An 18,879-nucleotide genomic window follows, 5' to 3' on the forward strand; every position below is an offset into this window, starting at 1 on the left:
TGATGCCAGACAGACTAGTAACAGAACCTGCCCAGAAAGAACAGGTACGACCTGATGACTGTATCAATCTGTCGTTTAGCGGCTTGGTACGCCTTGCCTGGCAGGGACGGTTGCGGTTAGCGGGTATTACGGCTTTGTGTGCGCTAGTGGGTGTTGGGGTAGCGTTGTTGACCCCCGCCGAGTTTGTCTCCAACGCCCGGATTATGCCGGAGATGAACAGTGCGACCGGCGGTATGTTTAAACAACTCGCGTCCGTTGCGCGCATTTCGGGGCTCGATTTGTCGGATGCCGAAGGTGTCGATGCGGTGCGCCCGGATCTGTACCCGAATGTACTCCAAAGTACGCCGTTCGTGCTATTTCTGCTCGATCAGGTTGTCGCGCAGACGGGTGGAAAACAAACTACCGTGGCAGAGGTGCTGACGGAAAATAATGGTTTGCTGGTACGATGGTTCGCAAGCGATAGGGAAGAGGTTCTCAAGCGGATTCGAACGCAGGCCGGTAAGCCAGTTGAACTGACGCAACAGCAGGAAGAGTTAGTGGCTGAAATCGGCAAACGGGTCGATGCCCGGCTGGATACGCGGTCGGGCGTGATTACCATCACCGCCAAAATGCCCGATGCACACGTAGCCGCGGCTGTCGCGCAACGGGCCATGGATTATCTGACGCAATACGTGACCAGCTATCGAACCGAGAAGGCCCGGCAGGATTTACGGTTCTACGCGCAACGGCTAAGCGAAGCGCAAAAACGGTACCAAACGGCACAGTATCAGGTGTTTCATTACAACGATGCGCACAAAAATTTTGTGGTTCTGGCGGCTACGATGGAAAAGCAGCGAAGGGAAGCGGAGTTGACGATTGCGCAAACGGTTTACACGGAATTGTCGCGTCAGTTTGAGCAGGCCAAGTTAAAAGTGCAGGAACGAACCCCGGTGTTTAAGGTGCTCGAACCGGCTACTGTTCCGACGCTTCGTGTATCGCCAAAGCGAACCCTGATGGTGCTGGCGTATGCCGTTGCGGGCTTTTTTCTTGGTATGGCCTACCTGCTGGCCCAGCGGGCTAATTGGGCGGGACGACTGCAAGCCATCATCCAGACTTGATTAACAGAGAGTCGGTTCGACGCCAACGAACCGATTGTAGGAACGATATAAATAGCCATTTTCAATTGAATACGCCCTTGTTCAACGCACTCAAACAGAAAGAAAAGAAGCTTGCCGTGATTGGACTGGGCTACGTTGGCTTGCCCATCGCGCTCGAGTTTGCCCGGCAGTTTCGGGTGATCGGCTTCGACATCAGTGCGGAGCGTGTGGCTATGCTAAAGCAGGGCGAAGACCCCTCACGGGAGTTGCCGCCGAGTGCTTTTGACCAGGCCGACATTACGTTTACCGCTGATCCCAACGAGTTGAAACAGGCGAGTTTCTTCGTCGTTGCCGTTCCGACGCCGGTTGACGATTACAAAGTTCCGGATTTGAAACCACTTCAACGCGCGTCCGAAGCCATTGGCCGCGTGCTGAAGCCCGGCGATTACGTAGTGTACGAATCGACGGTGTACCCCGGCTGTACGGAAGACGACTGCATCCCGATCCTTGAGCAGCAATCTGGTTTGCGGCTCGGCGAGGATTTTAAAGTAGGATACTCGCCCGAGCGAATCAATCCCGGCGATAAGCAACGCACCTTGCCTGATATTCTTAAAATTGTGTCGGGCAGTGATGCCGAAGCGCTCCGGGAAATTACGGCTGTTTACGAATCGATCATCCGGGCGGGCGTTTACGAAGCACCAACGATTAAAATAGCCGAAGCGGCCAAGGTAATCGAAAATGTGCAGCGCGATCTGAACATTTCGTTGATGAACGAACTGGCGATTATCTTCGACAAAATGGGCATTGATACGCAGGAGGTTTTGAAAGCTGCGGGGACCAAATGGAATTTTCTGCCGTTTACGCCCGGTCTGGTGGGTGGGCACTGCATCGGCATCGATCCGTATTACCTGCTTTACAAAGCTCGTCAGCTGGGCTATGATCCGCAGGTGATTCACTCCGGCAGGCGCATTAACGACGGAATGCCCGCTTATATCGCCACCAAATTGGTGCAGATGCTGCTTCAGCGCGGGAAAAATCCGCGTCAGACAAAGGTGTTGGTCATGGGTTTGACGTTCAAGGAAGATGTCGCCGACATCCGAAATTCGAAAGTGGCCGATCTGGTGCGCGAGCTGATGAAATTTGCCATCAACGTACACTTAGTTGATCCGCATGCATCGCCGAACGAAGTAGCGCAAGAGTACCGAATGACGCTGATGGATACACCCTCGACCCATTACGACGCGGTGATCGTGGCCGTGGGACACACCAACTACCGGACGCTGGACAGCACGTATTTCAAATCATTGATGAACGGAAGTCCAATTCTGCTGGATCTTAAAGGGTTGTATGTGGTCGAAAAAGAGAGTGGTATCGATTACTGGCGTCTGTGAGAAAAGCGGCTATCACGCATGGGTAGAGCGTTGACAAGCTGGCCGATCAACCGGTCGTTGGGATTACTCGTCGGTGCTCAGGGCGCAACGGCGTTGCTAGGTTTGGTCACGGGTAAACTCATCGCCTTGTACCTGTCGCCGGATGCTGTGGGAAACTACAATCTGGGTTACGTTAGCCTGATGCTGGCGAACACCGTACTCATCACGCCAACCCTGAAGTCGATGCGGGCGCTACTGCCCATTGCGCCAACCGATGCCGTGCTACGCTTTCACCTGCGGGTTATGCTGCTTGTATACGCCGGTCTGTTAACGAGTATTACGCTTTGGGGAGTACTGATGGCCAATAGCCTGCTGGCGGCCTTAGCCGGGTTAGCCCTGGTAGGACAGGGCTTTTATGCACTTGGGTTGGAATACATGAACGCGCTCGCCCGTCACCGCGCCTTTAGCCGAACCCAGGTCCTGTATTCGTTTGTCAACGCGCTGTTGATCGTTTTGCTTGTCGTAAGTAATCAGCGGCAGCAGACCGGACTGTGGATTGTGCTGGCGCTGCTGAATGGAGGCTTTGCAGTGGTAATGCTAACTGGGTTTTCTGCCCTACGAGCGGCATTCGGACGAATAAGTGACGCCGATTCAATTTCGTATTGGAACCCGTTCTGGGCCTACGTGCGCCCGTTGCTGGGGTCAGCCGTGTGCGCCTGGGTCATCAACTACGTGGATCGGTATTTCATTGAACGATACGGGTCAAGTGCCGATGTTGGTTACTACAGCGTAGGCTATAGTCTGGGCTCAAAGATCGTGCTGCTGTCCATGCCGGTGCAGGCGTATCTGACGCCTTTGGTGATGCAGTTGAAGGGCAGTGGACAAAAGCCCTCATCGGCAAATCCGTTATTGCTTCGCGTATTCTGGCTGTATGTGCTGGTCGTCGGCGTTATCTGTCTGTTGTTTTTCAACCTGTCTGCCGAAGTTGGAAGGCTGTTGCTGTCGAAATCGTATGAACCCGCTTTTCGGATTGCCCCTGTTATCGCGTTCGCCTATCTAGGTATGACCGCCAGCTACATCCTGGAAGTAAAACTCTACGCCTTTTCCATAACGCGTCCTATTTTTAGTTGCTATCTGGTGGGCGCAATCGTCAACGTATTGCTCAACTGCGCGTTGACGCCAGCCTACGGCATCTGGGGTGCCGCTCTGGCTACGTGCCTAAGTGCTTTCTGCCAGTCTGGGCTGACGCTGTACGTCTTTCTAAAAACAGAATGAACACTAAAAAGCCCGAAATCGTCTTTGTCTGGAATTACCTCGAATGGGGCGGGGCACAGCTGGTAATGCTGGGTGTCATGCGGTTGGCACTGACTCGTGGTTATCGAGTTAGCGCTTTAATACCGGCTGGAACGACGGGAAAAATTCTAGCTTATCTGGATCAGGAAAATGTGACGGTTACTTTTTTCGACGCTCATGTTGATTTGGCGAAAGCGCGTACGGTCTGGTCTAAAATCCGCCGACGTGGCCGCGACTGGCGTTGTCATTTCGTGCTGGCCCGACACCTGACAAAGCAGCGATCCAAGGACAAAGTGGTGTTTATCGATGCGGCACCCTGGTCGAATTTTCTGCTGTTGAGCTGGCTGGCACGGCAAATGCCTACGTTTGTGATGCTGCACATCGCTCATTCCAACAAACCAACGCTGGCTAACGGGTTGAGCCGTTTAAAGTTCCGGCTCCTGGAGCGAACGCGTTTTTACCTGTTGGCTTCCAATCGGGAAATGAAAGAGAGTTTGCGGTGGTATACAACGCCCGCTATCTGGCGAACAATTCCCGTAGCCTACACGGGTGTCAACGTCAGTGAAATCAGAAGCGTTTTAGCGCAACCGCTTGACATACAGGTCGAGCGTAGACGTTTTTCACTGCCTGACGGAGCACTAGTCGTGATGACGCTCGCCAATGTGATTGAGCGAAAAGGCTTTCAGGTCTGGCTGGAGGCCGCTCGGTTACTACATGAGTGCGAACCGGAGTTGGTCTGGATTTGGGTTGGTACGGGTGAAGGGCATCCGGTTATGGAAGCGTTTATTCAGTTGCATAAAATGGAGCGGTTTGTTCGGCTTATTCATCCCGCTCAGTTGGGGAGCCAACGGTCTGATCTACTCCGGTTTTTACGGTTAGCCGATCTTTTTGTCTTGCCGAGTTACCGCGAAGGATTACCGGGCGCATTGCTCGAAGCGATGGCTTTAGGCAAAGCGGTGATTGCTTCGAACATCAATGCGATACCCGAGGCTGTTCAGCACGGCGAAAATGGATTGCTGGTTCAGCCAGGAAATGCGCGCGAACTAAGCGATGCCGTTCGGCGATTGGTCAATAATTCATTGCTGCGTCAGGCGATGGGGCGGAAGGCGCAGCAGACGGTTTTAACCCATTTTCTAGAGGAATCCTGCGCCGAAATTACATTGGATTATATCGCCCAAATGGCTGGGCTACGCCAAGAGCACCCATAGTCAAGGCCAGTTTTTGGTCACACCGATGCCGCGAAGAATCAACCGGACGAAAAAGATACCGAACGCCACAACTGCTTGAAATTGAGTTGGAGCCGTGACCCAATAGAGCATAAACCGCCCGCGCAGATTATGATAACTGCGTAAGTCGCCCCACAGGGCCTGGTAACGATTTGGCCAACTCATCGAGCGCAGCGTTTTAGGGAATGAATTAGGTTGATTGTATACCTTGGCCCGTGGCTCCACCCAGAGTTGCCATCCGTTTTTACGAAGGCGAGCCGTGAATGTTGAATCACCGAAGTTCGGAAACCGAACCTCATCCATAAAACCAAGTTCGGCAAAAACGCGGGTCGGGAACAACACGCAGTTTCCTGCTAGCGTAGCAACCCGAAAGGCTTCCTCAGGTACCGTTTCTATAGTTAGTTGCGTTTGATGCCGCCAGCCACCGTACCAGGTGTCCCAGCGTGGATCTACCTGAAAGACGCGGTGCGGTTCGTCCCAGCGTAGTAGCAAACCGCCAACGGCACTACGTGGATGGGTTTCGGCGCATTCGACTAGGTATCGTAAAAAATCGGTATCGAAATACGTGTCGTCGTTGATGAGCAAAATGTAATCCGGCTTATGCACCAGGGCGGCTTTGATACCTAGATTCGCCCCAGCGGTAAAATATAACGTACCATCCCCTGCAACCAGCTGAACCGCTGGGAACTCGCGTTCAATGGCCGACCGGGTTCCATCCGTTGAACCGTCGTCAACAAGGATGATGTGTACCGTTAAGCCTTCGCTGTTGATAGCGGCAAGACTGCGCAGGCACTGTTGAGTAAGTGCACAGCGGTTATGCACCGGAGAAACGATCACAATGGAAGTTGGCGTGGTAGGCATGGCTTTTTGGTGGGTTCTCTGTTCGCTTACAGGGAACGGCGAATCTGCCATTGGACAAGAACATTGGTGAGATAAAGGCCAAGGACGACGACAAATCCAACCCGAACCAGGGTAGGCAGGATTGTCCCGTAGAACCCTTCGTACGATACCGTCGTCAGCAGCATGTAATAGGCCGTTGTTCGCCCAATGGTAAGCGACTGATTTTGAACAAGCGACGTGTATAGGGTGCGTAATAGAACGCCTAGAAGCGCCATACCAACCGGAACACCCGCTGGGCCGTAGTTGCGCAGCAGGTCGATCATGGGCGTGATGGCAAATGAGTTTTTCGCAAAGTTGAAATAAAGCAAACTATATCGGCGCGGATTCGATATTTCGGGCTTGTCTTTCCAGATAAACCGGGGAATGAAGGCCGTCCAGGTAGCGATCCAGATGTTGCCATCGATACCCAGTTTTTCTTCGTCGGGTTTGAGCCGTTCGTAGTTCGATACCCACACACCAACGGTACTCGTCATTTCAAGGCGACTCCCGAATATCGTCAGCATGGTTGGGACCAACTCTGTATTTTGTTCGTCGGTGAGCGTTCCCAGCGTAGTCGTGGCCGTAGACACATAATCGCTCAGACTCATTTTGGCTTCCGACGCTTTCAGAATCCGGAACGTCGTGCCGTAGATGATGCCTAGCAATAAGCCGACGGTGGCCAATGAGCCAAATAGCAGGCCGTGGTTACGGGTGAAACGCCGTCCCGAATAGACGAATGCCATGAGAATCAGGAACACGAAGACCAGGATGGCTCCCCGGTTTCCACCCAGCACAATACGAACGCCCATCGTCATTAACACGGATACCAGCGCAACGACAAGCCTCTGTCCCGTCGTTTTCGTCCTGAATATGTACTGCCACAACATAAAACTGGCGAGAACGGTGAGCAGCGACATAAAGAAGTAAGTTGTTCCCAATTCGTTTTCCTTGTCGGCCAGCTGAAAACCGATATTGCCGGAGAGCCAGGCCAGTAAGTAAAACGCGAAACCCAGCGCCAGCAAAACCAGTGCCGGTAGTAATAGGGTTGAAAGCGGCCAGTCACCCGACGGAAGTTTTTGGGAAAGGCGTTCGCCAGTTTTTCGGCCAATGGGCAATAGGAAACCAACCGTCAAACCCACGTAGCCCACCGAAACGTAGATGAGTGCCAGCGGTAAACTTGCTTTCGGATTGGCAATCTGCGTGAAAAAATACGGATTAACCAGATCAGCGGCCAATAACAAACTTCCTAAACCAAAGGCCGGTCCCAGATAAGACCAGGCCGCAAAAACAAGTGGATTGAACGGGTCAAACCGTTCTGTAGCCCATAAATAGAGGCTCGGCGTCGCTAGAATAAGCGCCGTCAGGAAAATCCAGGGAAGCAAGAAATGATTGCTTCCTGTGTAGAAACGCTCTTCATCGTAGCTGAACAAGAGCCAGAACAAAAGACTGATGAAGCCCATAACAAGACCGCTCATTGTCCAAAAAAGCCTTGATATACGAAGCGGTATAGGTGTAGATGGCATGAAAGATGCAATAACGACGGACTGGATCACCAAGGACCGTGTGGACGAAAAGATGGTCGATTAAAGGCAAAAGCGACGTGAGTAGTCGCGATCACTTGTCGCCAATTTTTAGAAAGACGGTACAAAAAACGGTCCATTTTCCGTAACAGCAGCATGACCGTAACGTACTTATCCCGAAGCCTTGGTACCGGGCACAGCATCGAAAAGCTCTTTGGTGCAATTCGCCGGGAATTAGAAAAAGATCCCTCGATCAGTGTTGAGCACGTTCAGCTTCCATTCATCAGTAGAGGACTACGATCCGTATGGCAGAACCTACGTTTCATCGCGCGACAACGGTTCAGTGGGTTGGTCCACGTTACGGGTGATGCGCACTACGCGGTATTGGCTTTGTCCCGTTGGCGCACCCTGTTGACGGTTCACGATTGCATTACGTTGGAAAAGAATCGACATAATCCGCTGCGGTACGGGTTGTTCTGGCTATTCTGGTTTTACCTGCCCGTGCGCCATGCTGCTGTCGTCACGGTCGTGTCGGAAAAAAGTCGGCAGGATTTAGTACGGTATTTAGGCCGAGTCGCGAAGAAGGCTGTTGTTGTTCCTAATGCCTACGACCCGCGTTTTGTGTATCACGCCCAATCGTTTCGAAAACAACGACCCGTGCTGTTACAGATCGGCACCGCACCCCATAAAAACGTTTCTCGACTGCTCGAAGCCATTGAGGGAGTATCCTGCCTGTTAAGTATCGTTGGCCCTCTGTCAGAAGACCTTGTTCGTGTGCTTCGTGACCGGCAGATTCTGTACCAAAACTACGTTAACGTAAGTCAGGATGATATGCTGGCGCTCTATGTGGCAAGCGACATCGTTACGTTCGTGTCTACCTACGAAGGGTTTGGGATGCCTATTCTGGAAGCCAACGCAGTAGGGCGGGTGGTACTCACCGCAGACCGCTTGCCCATGCGTGACGTAGCCGGTAAGGCCGCTCATCTTGTCGATCCGGACGACAGTATTGCGATCCGTAGTGGAATCCAGCGGCTAATTGACGATGATTTGTATCGGCAACAACTCATTGAGGAGGGGCTGCGTAATGCCGTCACCTATTCCGCTCCGATTGCTGCTGCTCGTTACCTGTCCATTTATCAACAACTGGCTAACACCAGATGCGAAGCAGGAGACGTATGCGAATAATGATGTCAGCCGATTGGTTTTATCCGTCGCAGATGGGTGGGCCAAGCAATGCGATCTATTGGCAGGCAAAGGCGATGACACAGGCGGGGCATCAGGTAACGGTGGTAGCTACGTCGCAGGATATACCATCGACTGTTCCTACTAGCCGTTGGTTGACGTTGGCGTGTGGCCGTGTGATGTACACAAAGAATCCGCACTTCTACCTGCCGTTCGCGCACATCTGGTATGCTGTGGTGGCCATTCGGCAGGTGGAAGTGGTCCATATCAACAGTCTGTTTTATCCAAGCTCGGTTGTGCTGGTTATCGCTGCGCGACTGTTGCGTAAACGAATAATCTGGGCACCCCACGGCGAGCTAAGTCCAAGGGCATTGATCTACCGATCCCGGCTCAAGCAAGGGTTGCTGCGGTTGTTTCGCGTTGTAAGCAAGGACGTAATTTTTCATTCGACTTGCCCAGCCGAGACGGTACATATCCGTCAACATTTTGGTCATAACGCACTGGTACAGGAATTGGAAAATATGATGGAAATGGCACCGGCTCGTACGCGTAAACCGGAACCGTATTTGCTGTTCATCGGGCGGTTGCATCCCATCAAAGCTATTGATCGACTCCTCGAAGCCCTGAGTGAATCGGCTATTTTTCGGAGCGGTGCTTACTCACTAACGATTGCCGGACCTGACACGAATAATTACCAAAGTCATCTCGAAGAACTCGTTACAACCTGGGCATTGACGGAGAAAGTAACCTTCGTTGGACCAGTTCATGGTGAGCATAAAGAACAGTTGCTTGCCAATGCCTACGTGACAATTCTGCCCTCGCATTCCGAAAACTTCGGCAATGTCGTCATCGAATCGCTGGCGCAGGGAACGCCCGTTATCGCATCGACCGGGACGCCCTGGCAATTGCTCGAAACAAAACGGGCTGGGTGTTGGGTCGACAATAACCCCAGCGATTTGTGTCATGCTATCGAACAGTTTTTGCGCCTGTCTGTCGATGCGTACGCGTCGTATCGACAAGGAGCTTCCGAGTTGGCACGCCGATTCGATATTCACGCGAACGTCGCGCAGTGGGAACGATTCTACGAAGATGCACTAGGATGAACGAGCAGTTGGGAATCATACTGAAGATGCTGAAACTGGTTCGGTTTGCCCGGATCTACGGCTGGCCGAGAGCGCTTAACAAAGCAATTGCCCGCACTCGCCCGCATTGGTTGCGTAAACGAATTTCGTATCGCTGTAAGGCGACGATTTCCGTGATCGGCTGTGGCCAGTTTGCGTTTAGCAGCGTCTGTTTTTTTCTGCAAAAGGACCGCAGGAATGGCTTTCTGAGCGCGTATGATGTCAATCTTCAGCAAGCGCATTCTTTAGGCCATTATTATGGTTTTCGGGAGATCGCCGTTACTGTAGACGCCGTTCTAAACCATCCGGCGCTGGCCGTTTTGTACATCTTGTCCAACCACGCATCGCACGCGGCTTATGCCATTGCAGGCTTGCAGCGTAACAAAATCGTGTACGTTGAAAAGCCGATTGCCGTTACGCGGTGTCAGTTCATTGAGCTGAGCGTGGCTGCTCGGCAATCGTCAGGGCAGGTTTTTGCGGGCTACAACCGACCTTACTCAGAAGCGATTCAGGTGCTTAAACCGTATGTGATTACTCAGAAAACGGCAGGCAGTTTTAGCCTTAACTACGTCATTAACGGTCACGTAATTCCGCCCGATCACTGGTATAGACGCCCTGACGAAGGCACCCGTATTTGTGGAAACATAGGGCACTGGATTGACTTGACGATTCACCTGTTTGCCTGGCGGAGTTTGCCCGACTGGATTGCGGTTCAGATCGCTTACGCCAATCCTGATGAACCCGACGATAATCTGGTTATAACCTTTACAACGGATCAGCACGACCTTGTTTCCATGCTGTTCACGTCGCGAGCAGAATCCTTCGAAGGCGTTCGGGAGGCCATGCACCTACAATACAATGACCTCATTGCGCACATCGACGACTTTCGACAGTTGACCGTCCATCAGGGAGCTAAACGCCGAAACTGGCACTTTACGCCGAAAGATGTCGGGCACGAACGGGCGGTGTTACAGCCGTTTTGCGCCGATAACCGCGCTTGGCATGAGGTTGAGCTATCGACGTTACTGATGCTGTTCGTTCGGGATCAGGTACTGACCGGTCAGGCCATGTCGCGTTTTGATGTTCCGGCTGAGTTGCGCCGTCTGGAAGCCGACGTTGAGCACCTAATCGCATCTCCATCCACCGTTTCTTTCTAATTGTGAAAATTGTCAGCATCGTCGGGGCGCGTCCGAATTTTATAAAGATTGCTGCTATCCACCGCGCTTTTAAGCAGCATTCTGTCATCCAGTCAACGCTTGTTCATACAGGACAGCACTACGACGCTTGCTTGAGTACCGTGTTTTTCGATCAACTCGATTTACCATCACCCGATTATTACCTGGGCGTTGGTGCCGGAACGCAAACGCAGCAAACCGCCCAAATCATGCGCACGTTTGAGCCGGTTCTTGAGGCTGAACAACCCGATTGGGTCTTGGTGGTTGGTGACGTTACCAGTACGCTTGCCTGTGCGTTGGTGGCTGATCAAAAAGACGTTCCGGTTGCGCACGTGGAAGCGGGACTTCGCTCGGGTGACCGCCGGATGCCGGAAGAAAGAAACCGGATGCTGACCGACTCGCTGGCCAACCTGCTGTTTGTGACGGAACAGGCTGGAATAGACAACCTCAAACGGGAAGGCGTTGCGGACGAACGAATTCAATTCGTAGGTAATGTGATGATTGATTCGCTGGTGCAGTACCGTGCCCAAGCCAACAAGCTCAACACTGTTCAGAAACTGGGGTTGACACCCGATAATTATGTGCTGATGACCATGCATCGTCCGGCCAATGTAGATCGGGAAGCGGGCTTGCTTCAGATTGGTCAAATCGTTGAGAACACGGCTCGTTACAAAACGGTGGTATTTCCGCTACATCCACGAACGCGAGCGAATCTGGCCCGAATGGGCCTACTGGATCGGCTAACAAATATGCCAAACGCCCGGCTGCTCGAACCGCAGGGGTATCTTGAATTTCTAAATCTGCTGGAACACGCGGCTATTGTGATCACAGATTCGGGCGGAGTTCAGGAAGAGACAACCTACCTACGAGTTCCCTGCCTGACATTGCGCGACAGCACCGAACGCCCGGTTACGGTCGAATTGGGCACGAATCAATTACTGACTGAGCTAAATCCGCAAAGCGTTCAGAATCGCGTCGCGGCTATTCTGGCTGGTCGCACCAAACAGGGCTGTATCCCGCCGTTGTGGGACGGTCATGCAGCCACGCGCATTGCTAGAATCATGAGCCATCAAGCCTATAAGCGCTAAACTCCTTGATCGTTTGCCTTTCCATTTTACCCCACCTTCATGAAGCAACTTGTACAAAATCTTAAAACTGGCGAAACTCTCTTGGAAGAAGTACCTACTCCGCAGGTTGGCCGCGGACAGGTATTGATTCAAACGCGTCGGTCGCTGGTGTCTCTTGGTACCGAGCGGATGCTTGTTGAGTTTGGAAAAGCCAGCCTGATTGCCAAAGCCCGGCAACAACCCGACAAGGTGAAGCAGGTGCTGGACAAAATGCAGCGCGATGGACTCCTGCCTACTCTGGAGGCCGTATTTCGTAAACTCGATCAGCCGTTGCCACTCGGTTACTGCAATGTTGGAACGGTCGTATCGGTAGGTGAGGATGTTACAGATCTGCGCGTTGGCGACCGGGTGGCGTCCAACGGCCCGCATGCCGAACTAGTCTGTGTACCGCGTAATCTGGTGACGCCCGTACCCGATAGTGTGAGCGATGACGAAGCGGCCTTTACGGTGATTGGAGCAATTGCTTTGCAGGGCGTTCGGTTACTGGCTCCCACGCTGAATGAAACCGTTGTTGTGTTTGGTCTGGGCCTCGTCGGATTGCTGACCGCCGAGTTACTGCGGCTCAATGGCTGTCACGTGATCGGGCTGGATGTGGATGAGAACAAACTGCAACTGGCCAGAAAACGAGGTTTTACAGCGTTCAACCCGGCTGAGGATACCGATCCTGCTCTGGCTGTCTTGGCGCTTACCAGGGGTATCGGAGCGGACGGTGTCGTAATAACGGCTTCGATAAAAAGCAACGAAGTCATCACGCAGACGGCTCGCATGAGTCGGAAAAAAGGTCGAATTGTGTTGGTCGGCGTGGTTGGGCTAAGCCTGGATCGAGCCGATTTTTATGAGAAAGAATTGACGTTTAGGGTGTCGTGTTCCTACGGTCCCGGTCGCTACGATGAAGAGTATGAGCAGCGAGGACACGACTATCCGCTGCCGTTTGTCCGCTGGACGGAAAACCGCAACTTTCAAACAATTGTGCAACTGCTGGAGCGTCAGCAACTGGATGTGAAGCCGTTCATTACGGAGGTTGTTTCTTTCGCTGACTATCGTACCATTTACGACTCAATTCATCAGCCGGATCGGTCGGCAATCGCGTCGCTACTGGCTTACCCCGAAACGGTTAGGTCGCTGCCTATACCGAAAATTACATCTGTCCGCTATGTCGGTGGTTCTGCGACGGTGGGTATCATCGGGGCCGGAAATTTTGCAGACGCCACGCTCATCCCTGCCCTGAAAGCGGCTGGGGCCAACCTGAACGCGATTGCTTCCGCCGGAGGACTGAATGCCGCCTTACTCGCCAGAAAATACGGTATTTCGGAAAGTACGACCGATTACCGACAGCTTATCGATAACCCTGAAATCGACCTGTGTTTGATTGCAACCCGGCACAATCTTCACGCGCGGATGACGGTCGAAGCGTTGCAGGCGGGTAAACACGTATTTGTTGAAAAGCCATTAGCGATTTATGACAAAGAACTGTTACCGATCATCGAAGCGCAACAGGCAACTGGGCGGCTGGTTATGGTTGGCTTCAATCGGCGCTTTTCGCCTTACGCGCTAAAAATGAAAGCTTTGGTCGGCGGTCGTTTTTCGGCTGAGCTACCCATGAATGTAATTGCGACTGTTAACGCTGGCGCTATTCCAGCTAATTCCTGGGTGCATGACAGGACTGTAGGCGGTGGTCGCGTATTGGGGGAAGCCTGTCATTTTATTGATCTGATTACCTTTCTGACGGGTAGTCGGGTGATCAGCGTGTGCATGAATACGATGGGAAAACAGCCTTCCGAAACGAGTGATTCGGCATCGCTGCTGCTGCGTTACGAAAATGGGTCAACGGGCGTCGTCAACTATTTCGCCAATGGAAGCAAAGCCTACGTGAAAGAACGAATCGAGGTGTATTCACAGGAGCGGACGTTGGTTCTGGACAACTTTCGCAAGCTGACAGGGTATGGCTTCAAGCGCTTTTCGAGTTTGTCCGGACGGCAGGATAAAGGCCACGTGGAGCAAATGAAGCGGCTCATCCAGCAGGTTCGAATTGGTACAATAGACGCGCAGGACGATTTACTTATTCCGTTCCCGGAGATTGTCAACACGACTCAGACGACACTGGCGGCTTTGCACAGTTTTCGACAAAACGGATGGATTAACGTAAAGGGCGTGGGGACATTTCAGGAAACAGCTTTGTCGGAAGGGCATGAGTAAGATCGGGCTTATCTGGCGAACGGTTCGGTACTTGCAATGTCGTCAACTAGTTTATCAGGTTATCAACCGGTTGCGTCGGCGACCTAGATTGCGCCTGCCTAAGCATCTACCATCTATACAGTTTGTGCGTGTGCCGGAAGCCGATAAACCTGTATCATACGAGAACAGGGCGTTTACTTTTCTAAATCAGTCCGTTCAGTTCGATTCCGAAATTGACTGGAATTATGCCGAAAATGGAAAGCTATGGACCTACAACTTTACTTATTTCGATTACCTAAATCAGGGCGAAAAAGAATTAGCAGCAGGACTTTGGTTGATCCGGCAGTTTATGGCGAAAACCGATTCGGTAGCTGCTGGTCTGGAACCGTATCCAACATCGTTACGAATTATGAACTGGGTGCAGTTTCTGAGTCGCCATCGGATGCAGGACGATTTGGTAAATACACACTTGTTTGCGCAGGTTCATCTGTTAAGCCGACGATTGGAGTATCACCTTGGCGGTAATCACCTGCTCGAAAATGGCTTTGCGCTTCTGGCGGGAGGGTTGTTTTTTCGCAACAAAAGCTGGTTCGAAAAAGGGTCCAAACTCCTGCGGGCGGAACTAGCGGAACAGATTTTGCTCGACGGTGCTCATGCGGAACGAAGTCCTATGTATCACCAGATTCTGCTGGGTCGACTGCTGGATGTGCTGATCATGTTGCAGGACGACACCTGGCATGGTGATTCGGCGCTTGTCGAACTGCTAACGACGAAAGCGGTCGTGATGCTCCGCTGGCTCACAGGCATAACGTTCTCCAACGGTGACGTGCCTATGGTCAATGACGCGGCCTTTGGTATCGCTCCGACAACCGAACAAATTCAAAAAAAGGCGGAAATGGTTTTACCTACGGCTTGTTCCGAGCGATTGACACGTAGCCCGCAAAGCGAAAGTAAAGAAAGCGGTTACCGGCTGTTTCGGTATTCTGACTACGAGTTTTTTGCCGATGTGGGCGCTGTTGGTCCTGATTACCAGCCGGGTCATGCTCATGCCGATACCTTTTCGTTTGTTTTGTATGTGCACGGTCAGCCAGTGATTGTCGACAGCGGCACCTCAACGTATCAGAGCGGTCTGCGTCGGTCGTGGGAGCGGAGTACTGCCGCACATAATACAGTTGAAGTTAACGGTACCGATTCATCCGAGGTTTGGGCGGGCTTTCGCGTTGGGCGACGGGCATATGTTACGTTGCTGGTGGACGAGGAAGCGGTTTTATCGGCTCAGCACGACGGCTATTCATCGGTTGGAATTACCCATCAGCGAACGTGGCATTTTGAGCCTACCAGGATTTGTATATTGGACCAGATTACTCGCAATACGTCTGGCGGGTATGAGCCGCTAACGGCTGTGGCACGGTTGCATTTTCACCCTGACGTAGCCCTAAACTTGACCGATGGTGGCGTTGACGCGGGACCATTGACGCTTACGTTTCAATCTGACAAACCGCCAATTGTCGTAGTAAAATCGTATGACATGGCTACAGGTTTCAATCAGTTGCGGACGGCTCATTGTCTGGAAATCACGTTTGCAAATTGCCTGAACACCCTCGTAACCTTGGCTGAATGAAAATTTTGTACTTAAGCTTTTACTTCGAGCCAGATCTTTGTCCTGGTTCGTTTCGCAATACAGCACTCGTCAACGAACTGGCGAACCAGCTTTCGGCTACTGACCTCATCCACGTTGTTACCCCGCAACCGAACCGTTATCAGTCATTTAAGCGGACGGCATCAGGTCATGAAATCAGAGAGAAAGAGAATGCCTGCCGAGTAATTATTGATCGGGTTACGGTACCAACTCACGCCAGCGGACGACTCGATCAGATGCGTTCGTTCCTGACGTATTTTCGGGCGGCACATCGGTTAACGAAAGACAGGCAATATGATTTGGTATTCGCTTCGTCTTCCCGATTGTTCACAGCTTTTCTGGGCGCACGTCTTGCCCGAAAAAGGCGCATTCCTTTAGTTCTCGACATTCGGGACCTGTTGCGCGAAACAATCGTGGAGCTATTCAGCCGTTCATGTTTACGATTCGGACTCCATTGGGTTTTGTCCGCTGTCGAACGATACACATTTGGCTACGCTCGACATATTAATCTGGTTTCAGAAGGGTTTCGCGATTATTTTACCTCGTATTCACAAGCTACGTATAGCTACTTCACGAACGGAATTGACGAGGAGTTTTTAAATATACCTCAGGTTAGTCGCCCAATCGCTAACGAGAAAATTATCCTTTACGCCGGTAATATCGGTGAAGGCCAGGGGCTACACAAAATTATTCCGCAAGCCGCCCGAATGCTGGGTGATCCGTATCGGTTTGTGATCATCGGGGCCGGTGGTGCACAGGTTAACCTCGAACAAATGATTCGTACCGAAACGCTTACCAATGTCCGGATTTACGAACCCATGAGTCGGGAAAAGCTCGTGATGGCGTACCAGAACGCCGATTATCTGCTTGTGCATCTTAATGATCTGGAGGCTTTTAAGCGTGTCCTGCCTTCCAAGTTGTTTGAGTACGGAGCCATGACAAAACCTATTCTGGCCGGAGTAGCCGGTTACGCGGCTCAGTTTATCCAAACGCACATAAGTAATACCATTTTGTTTGAGCCGGGTGACGCGAAAAGCCTTGTTGCGCAACTCCGCCAGACCCCGTATCGAACGGCTCATCGTGCTGACTTTGTAGCTACCTTTCGACGAAAAACCATTATGCAGGCTATGGCTGAACACATTCTTAAAACGGTTTCATCTCTGCGAGACAAGCCTTACGCCGTATGAATATTCTTATGACGGGTGCTTCTGGTTTTCTGGGAAGCCGGATTCGTAGCGAACTTGAAGGAAATCACGCGCTCACTACACTGGGCAGGCAGACAATCAGTCAACAGCATATTCGTTGTGATCTGGTCGACGAAACGCCCCAATTGAAAGGCTACACATTCGATGTTGTCATTCATGCCGCCGGGAAAGCGCACGCTGTTCCTCGAACTTCGCAAGAGCGGGGCGACTACGAGCGCGTGAACGTACAAGGAACCGTTCGCTTGTTGACCGCGCTGGAACAACTGCCGGTGTTACCTCAGGCAATTGTGTATATCAGTACCGTGCTGGCCTACGGACGTTCGGAGGGACAGTTGCTTGACGAAAAAACTTCGCTAGATGCTACTGATGTCTACGGGTTAAGTAAGGCGCGGGCAGAAGCACTGGTTTGCGCGTGGGGCGAACGAACGGGCGTTCGCGTTGCCATTCTGCGGCTACCACTGGTGGCTGCTCGTGAACCGACGGGCAATCTGGCTGCGATGATGAACGGACTTCGGCGCGGGTATTACGTACGGATAGGGGACGGCGCTGCCTGTCGAAGCATGGTCCGGGCTGACGATGTAGCGACTGTTGTGCTCAAAGCCGCTGCGGTTGGCGGAACCTATAACCTTACGGACGGCTGTCATCCGAGCGTCTATCAACTTGAAGAAGCGATGGCCCGCCTGGTTGGTCGAAACCGTATACCAACGGTTCCGCTGGGCGTCGCCAAAGCCGTCGCGAACGTCGGTGATGGAATAAACGGGTTAATCGGTCGTCGCTTTCCGCTCGACTCAATGGCACTCCGAAAATTGACGAGTTCGCTAACGTTTTCGGACGAAGCCGCTCGCCAACACCTCGACTGGAATCCACGCGCTGTTCTCGATTGCTTCCGATGAATCTGATTGAGTACGTACTGATCGTTATTTTTCTCCTGATAGGCGAGTTGCTGTATCTACGTGCCGCGCGTCATTTCGGTATTGTCGATATACCCAACGAGCGTAGTTTACACACCGACCAAACGATTGTTCGGGGCGGAGGTATTGTACTCTGGCTTGCGGCTGCGGTTTCAGTCGTCTACAGCGATTTCGAGCCGACTTGTTTTTTTGTGGGCTTATCGCTCGTTGCGCTGGTCAGTTTTCTGGATGATATACGCGGTGTAGCGTGGCAGTACCGAATCTACGCGCAGTTTGTGGCGGTAAGTCTACTGATGTACCAGACAACGAATTTGTTACCGACACTGTGGGTCATCCTGTTGCTGGTCGTTGGCGTCGGTATACTTAACGCGTTCAACTTTATGGACGGTAGCAACGGCATGACGGCTTTCTACAGCCTTATCACTATCGGAACGATTTGGTACGGTCAGTCACTGTACACTACAGCCAGCCTGTTACTTCCCCTGACATTTGCGGCTTTGTTGATTTTTAGCTGGTTCAACGCTCGTCAGCAGGCGATATGCTTTGCGGGAGATGTCGGCAGTGTATCCATTGGTTTTATCTGCCTGTATGTACTAATTGAATTTGTCAAAGCTAGTGAAAGCTATTTGCCGGCGCTGTTTTTGGCCGTATACGGCATCGATAGTGTCCTGACGATTGGGTACCGACTTTATTTGGGGCAGAATATAGTACAGGCCCACCGACTGCATTTGTTTCAACGGATTGTTTATGAGCAGCAATGGCCTCACTTGCTGGTAGCAGCGTCATACGCATTCGTACAATTGGTTGTCAACGGACTGGTTTTTTACGCTTTAGATTGGTCGCTCAGCGCTCAATGGGTGCTGGCTGTTGGTCTTTTATTGGTTTTGGCAAGTGGGTACGGGCTGGCTAGCCAACGATTAACAAAGGCACAAAAAAAGAGTCGGCTTTCGAAAGCCGACTCCGTAATGCTAAGCTAATGA

15 protein-coding genes are annotated in these 18,879 nt (G+C 52.0%); 13 read left to right on the forward strand and 2 right to left on the reverse strand.

What is annotated here, in order from left to right:
* The first annotated feature begins 2 nt into the window (after positions 1–2).
* The 4 genes from LQ777_RS06550 (at position 3) to LQ777_RS06565 (ending at position 4,947) form a co-directional block, all read left to right on the forward strand.
* On the forward strand, positions 3–1,097 hold the full coding sequence (locus LQ777_RS06550) for a GNVR domain-containing protein (protein WP_232561722.1): 1,095 nt from the start codon (positions 3–5) through the stop codon (positions 1,095–1,097).
* Between the two features lie 65 nt (positions 1,098–1,162).
* Positions 1,163–2,467 carry a nucleotide sugar dehydrogenase gene (locus LQ777_RS06555; RefSeq protein ID WP_232561723.1) on the forward strand — a complete coding sequence of 435 codons (1,305 nt, stop codon included), beginning with the start codon at positions 1,163–1,165 and terminating at the stop codon, positions 2,465–2,467.
* An 18-nt stretch (positions 2,468–2,485) separates the two neighbouring features.
* The gene (locus LQ777_RS06560; RefSeq protein ID WP_232561724.1) at positions 2,486–3,721 is read left to right on the forward strand and encodes a lipopolysaccharide biosynthesis protein; all 1,236 of its coding nucleotides are present in this window, start codon (positions 2,486–2,488) and stop codon (positions 3,719–3,721) included.
* A complete protein-coding gene (locus LQ777_RS06565; RefSeq protein WP_232561725.1) occupies positions 3,718–4,947 on the forward strand; it encodes a glycosyltransferase in 1,230 nt (409 codons plus the stop codon). Before LQ777_RS06560 ends, LQ777_RS06565 begins: the two co-directional genes overlap by 4 nt.
* Here the strand turns inward: LQ777_RS06565 and LQ777_RS06570 are convergent, their stop codons facing one another.
* Together LQ777_RS06570 and LQ777_RS06575 are read right to left on the reverse strand one after the other, a co-directional pair.
* Positions 4,948–5,826, reverse strand: coding sequence for a glycosyltransferase family 2 protein (locus LQ777_RS06570; protein ID WP_232561726.1), 879 nt, complete (start codon positions 5,824–5,826; stop codon positions 4,948–4,950). It lies immediately after the preceding gene.
* 26 nt (positions 5,827–5,852) lie between these two features.
* Positions 5,853–7,319, reverse strand: coding sequence for a hypothetical protein (locus LQ777_RS06575; protein ID WP_232561727.1), 1,467 nt, complete (start codon positions 7,317–7,319; stop codon positions 5,853–5,855).
* 201 nt (positions 7,320–7,520) lie between these two features.
* On the opposite strand from LQ777_RS06575, the gene LQ777_RS06580 reads away from it, so the two are divergent.
* Genes LQ777_RS06580 through LQ777_RS06620 form a run of 9 tightly spaced genes read left to right on the forward strand, consistent with a single transcriptional unit; the run spans position 7,521 to position 18,876 of the window.
* Entirely contained in the window at positions 7,521–8,549 is a 1,029-nt protein-coding gene (locus tag LQ777_RS06580; RefSeq protein ID WP_232561728.1) for a glycosyltransferase family 4 protein, read from the forward strand.
* The gene (locus tag LQ777_RS06585; RefSeq protein ID WP_232561729.1) at positions 8,549–9,649 is read left to right on the forward strand and encodes a glycosyltransferase; all 1,101 of its coding nucleotides are present in this window, start codon (positions 8,549–8,551) and stop codon (positions 9,647–9,649) included. The genes LQ777_RS06580 and LQ777_RS06585 overlap by 1 nt, the downstream gene beginning before the upstream one ends.
* The gene (locus tag LQ777_RS06590) at positions 9,646–10,824 is read left to right on the forward strand and encodes a Gfo/Idh/MocA family protein (RefSeq protein ID WP_232561730.1); all 1,179 of its coding nucleotides are present in this window, start codon (positions 9,646–9,648) and stop codon (positions 10,822–10,824) included. The genes LQ777_RS06585 and LQ777_RS06590 overlap by 4 nt, the downstream gene beginning before the upstream one ends.
* Before the next feature lie 2 nt (positions 10,825–10,826).
* Positions 10,827–11,930 (forward strand): non-hydrolyzing UDP-N-acetylglucosamine 2-epimerase, encoded by a 1,104-nt coding sequence (wecB, locus tag LQ777_RS06595; protein WP_232561731.1) that lies wholly within the window; start codon positions 10,827–10,829, stop codon positions 11,928–11,930.
* Positions 11,931–11,969: 39 nt separating this feature from the next.
* Positions 11,970–14,165: a bi-domain-containing oxidoreductase gene (locus LQ777_RS06600; protein ID WP_232561732.1), complete on the forward strand. Its 2,196-nt coding sequence runs from the start codon at positions 11,970–11,972 to the stop codon at positions 14,163–14,165.
* Positions 14,158–15,765 (forward strand): alginate lyase family protein, encoded by a 1,608-nt coding sequence (locus LQ777_RS06605; RefSeq protein WP_232561733.1) that lies wholly within the window; start codon positions 14,158–14,160, stop codon positions 15,763–15,765. Before LQ777_RS06600 ends, LQ777_RS06605 begins: the two co-directional genes overlap by 8 nt.
* Complete coding sequence (locus LQ777_RS06610; RefSeq protein WP_232561734.1) at positions 15,762–16,970, forward strand: glycosyltransferase family 4 protein; 1,209 nt, start codon at positions 15,762–15,764, stop codon at positions 16,968–16,970. The genes LQ777_RS06605 and LQ777_RS06610 overlap by 4 nt, the downstream gene beginning before the upstream one ends.
* Entirely contained in the window at positions 16,967–17,881 is a 915-nt protein-coding gene (locus LQ777_RS06615; protein ID WP_232561735.1) for an NAD-dependent epimerase/dehydratase family protein, read from the forward strand. Before LQ777_RS06610 ends, LQ777_RS06615 begins: the two co-directional genes overlap by 4 nt.
* Positions 17,878–18,876 (forward strand): MraY family glycosyltransferase, encoded by a 999-nt coding sequence (locus tag LQ777_RS06620; RefSeq protein ID WP_232561736.1) that lies wholly within the window; start codon positions 17,878–17,880, stop codon positions 18,874–18,876. Before LQ777_RS06615 ends, LQ777_RS06620 begins: the two co-directional genes overlap by 4 nt.
* Positions 18,877–18,879: the final 3 nt, after the last annotated feature.

It is taken from the genome of Spirosoma oryzicola (assembly GCF_021233055.1).
Taxonomy (GTDB): Bacteria; Bacteroidota; Bacteroidia; order Cytophagales; family Spirosomataceae; genus Spirosoma; species Spirosoma oryzicola.

Bases quoted from the DNA above. Each gene is read 5' to 3' on its own strand.
- LQ777_RS06550 (WP_232561722.1), top strand. From the start codon at position 3: ATGCCAGACAGACTAGTAACAGAACCTGCCCAGAAAGAACAGGTACGA.
- LQ777_RS06560 (WP_232561724.1), top strand. From the start codon at position 2,486: ATGGGTAGAGCGTTGACAAGCTGGCCGATCAACCGGTCGTTGGGATTA.
- LQ777_RS06565 (WP_232561725.1), top strand. From the start codon at position 3,718: ATGAACACTAAAAAGCCCGAAATCGTCTTTGTCTGGAATTACCTCGAA.
- LQ777_RS06570 (WP_232561726.1), bottom strand. From the start codon at position 5,826: ATGCCTACCACGCCAACTTCCATTGTGATCGTTTCTCCGGTGCATAAC.
- LQ777_RS06575 (WP_232561727.1), bottom strand. From the start codon at position 7,319: ATGAGCGGTCTTGTTATGGGCTTCATCAGTCTTTTGTTCTGGCTCTTG.
- LQ777_RS06580 (WP_232561728.1), top strand. From the start codon at position 7,521: ATGACCGTAACGTACTTATCCCGAAGCCTTGGTACCGGGCACAGCATC.
- LQ777_RS06585 (WP_232561729.1), top strand. From the start codon at position 8,549: ATGATGTCAGCCGATTGGTTTTATCCGTCGCAGATGGGTGGGCCAAGC.
- LQ777_RS06590 (WP_232561730.1), top strand. From the start codon at position 9,646: ATGAACGAGCAGTTGGGAATCATACTGAAGATGCTGAAACTGGTTCGG.
- LQ777_RS06600 (WP_232561732.1), top strand. From the start codon at position 11,970: ATGAAGCAACTTGTACAAAATCTTAAAACTGGCGAAACTCTCTTGGAA.
- LQ777_RS06605 (WP_232561733.1), top strand. From the start codon at position 14,158: ATGAGTAAGATCGGGCTTATCTGGCGAACGGTTCGGTACTTGCAATGT.
- LQ777_RS06610 (WP_232561734.1), top strand. From the start codon at position 15,762: ATGAAAATTTTGTACTTAAGCTTTTACTTCGAGCCAGATCTTTGTCCT.
- LQ777_RS06615 (WP_232561735.1), top strand. From the start codon at position 16,967: ATGAATATTCTTATGACGGGTGCTTCTGGTTTTCTGGGAAGCCGGATT.
- LQ777_RS06620 (WP_232561736.1), top strand. From the start codon at position 17,878: ATGAATCTGATTGAGTACGTACTGATCGTTATTTTTCTCCTGATAGGC.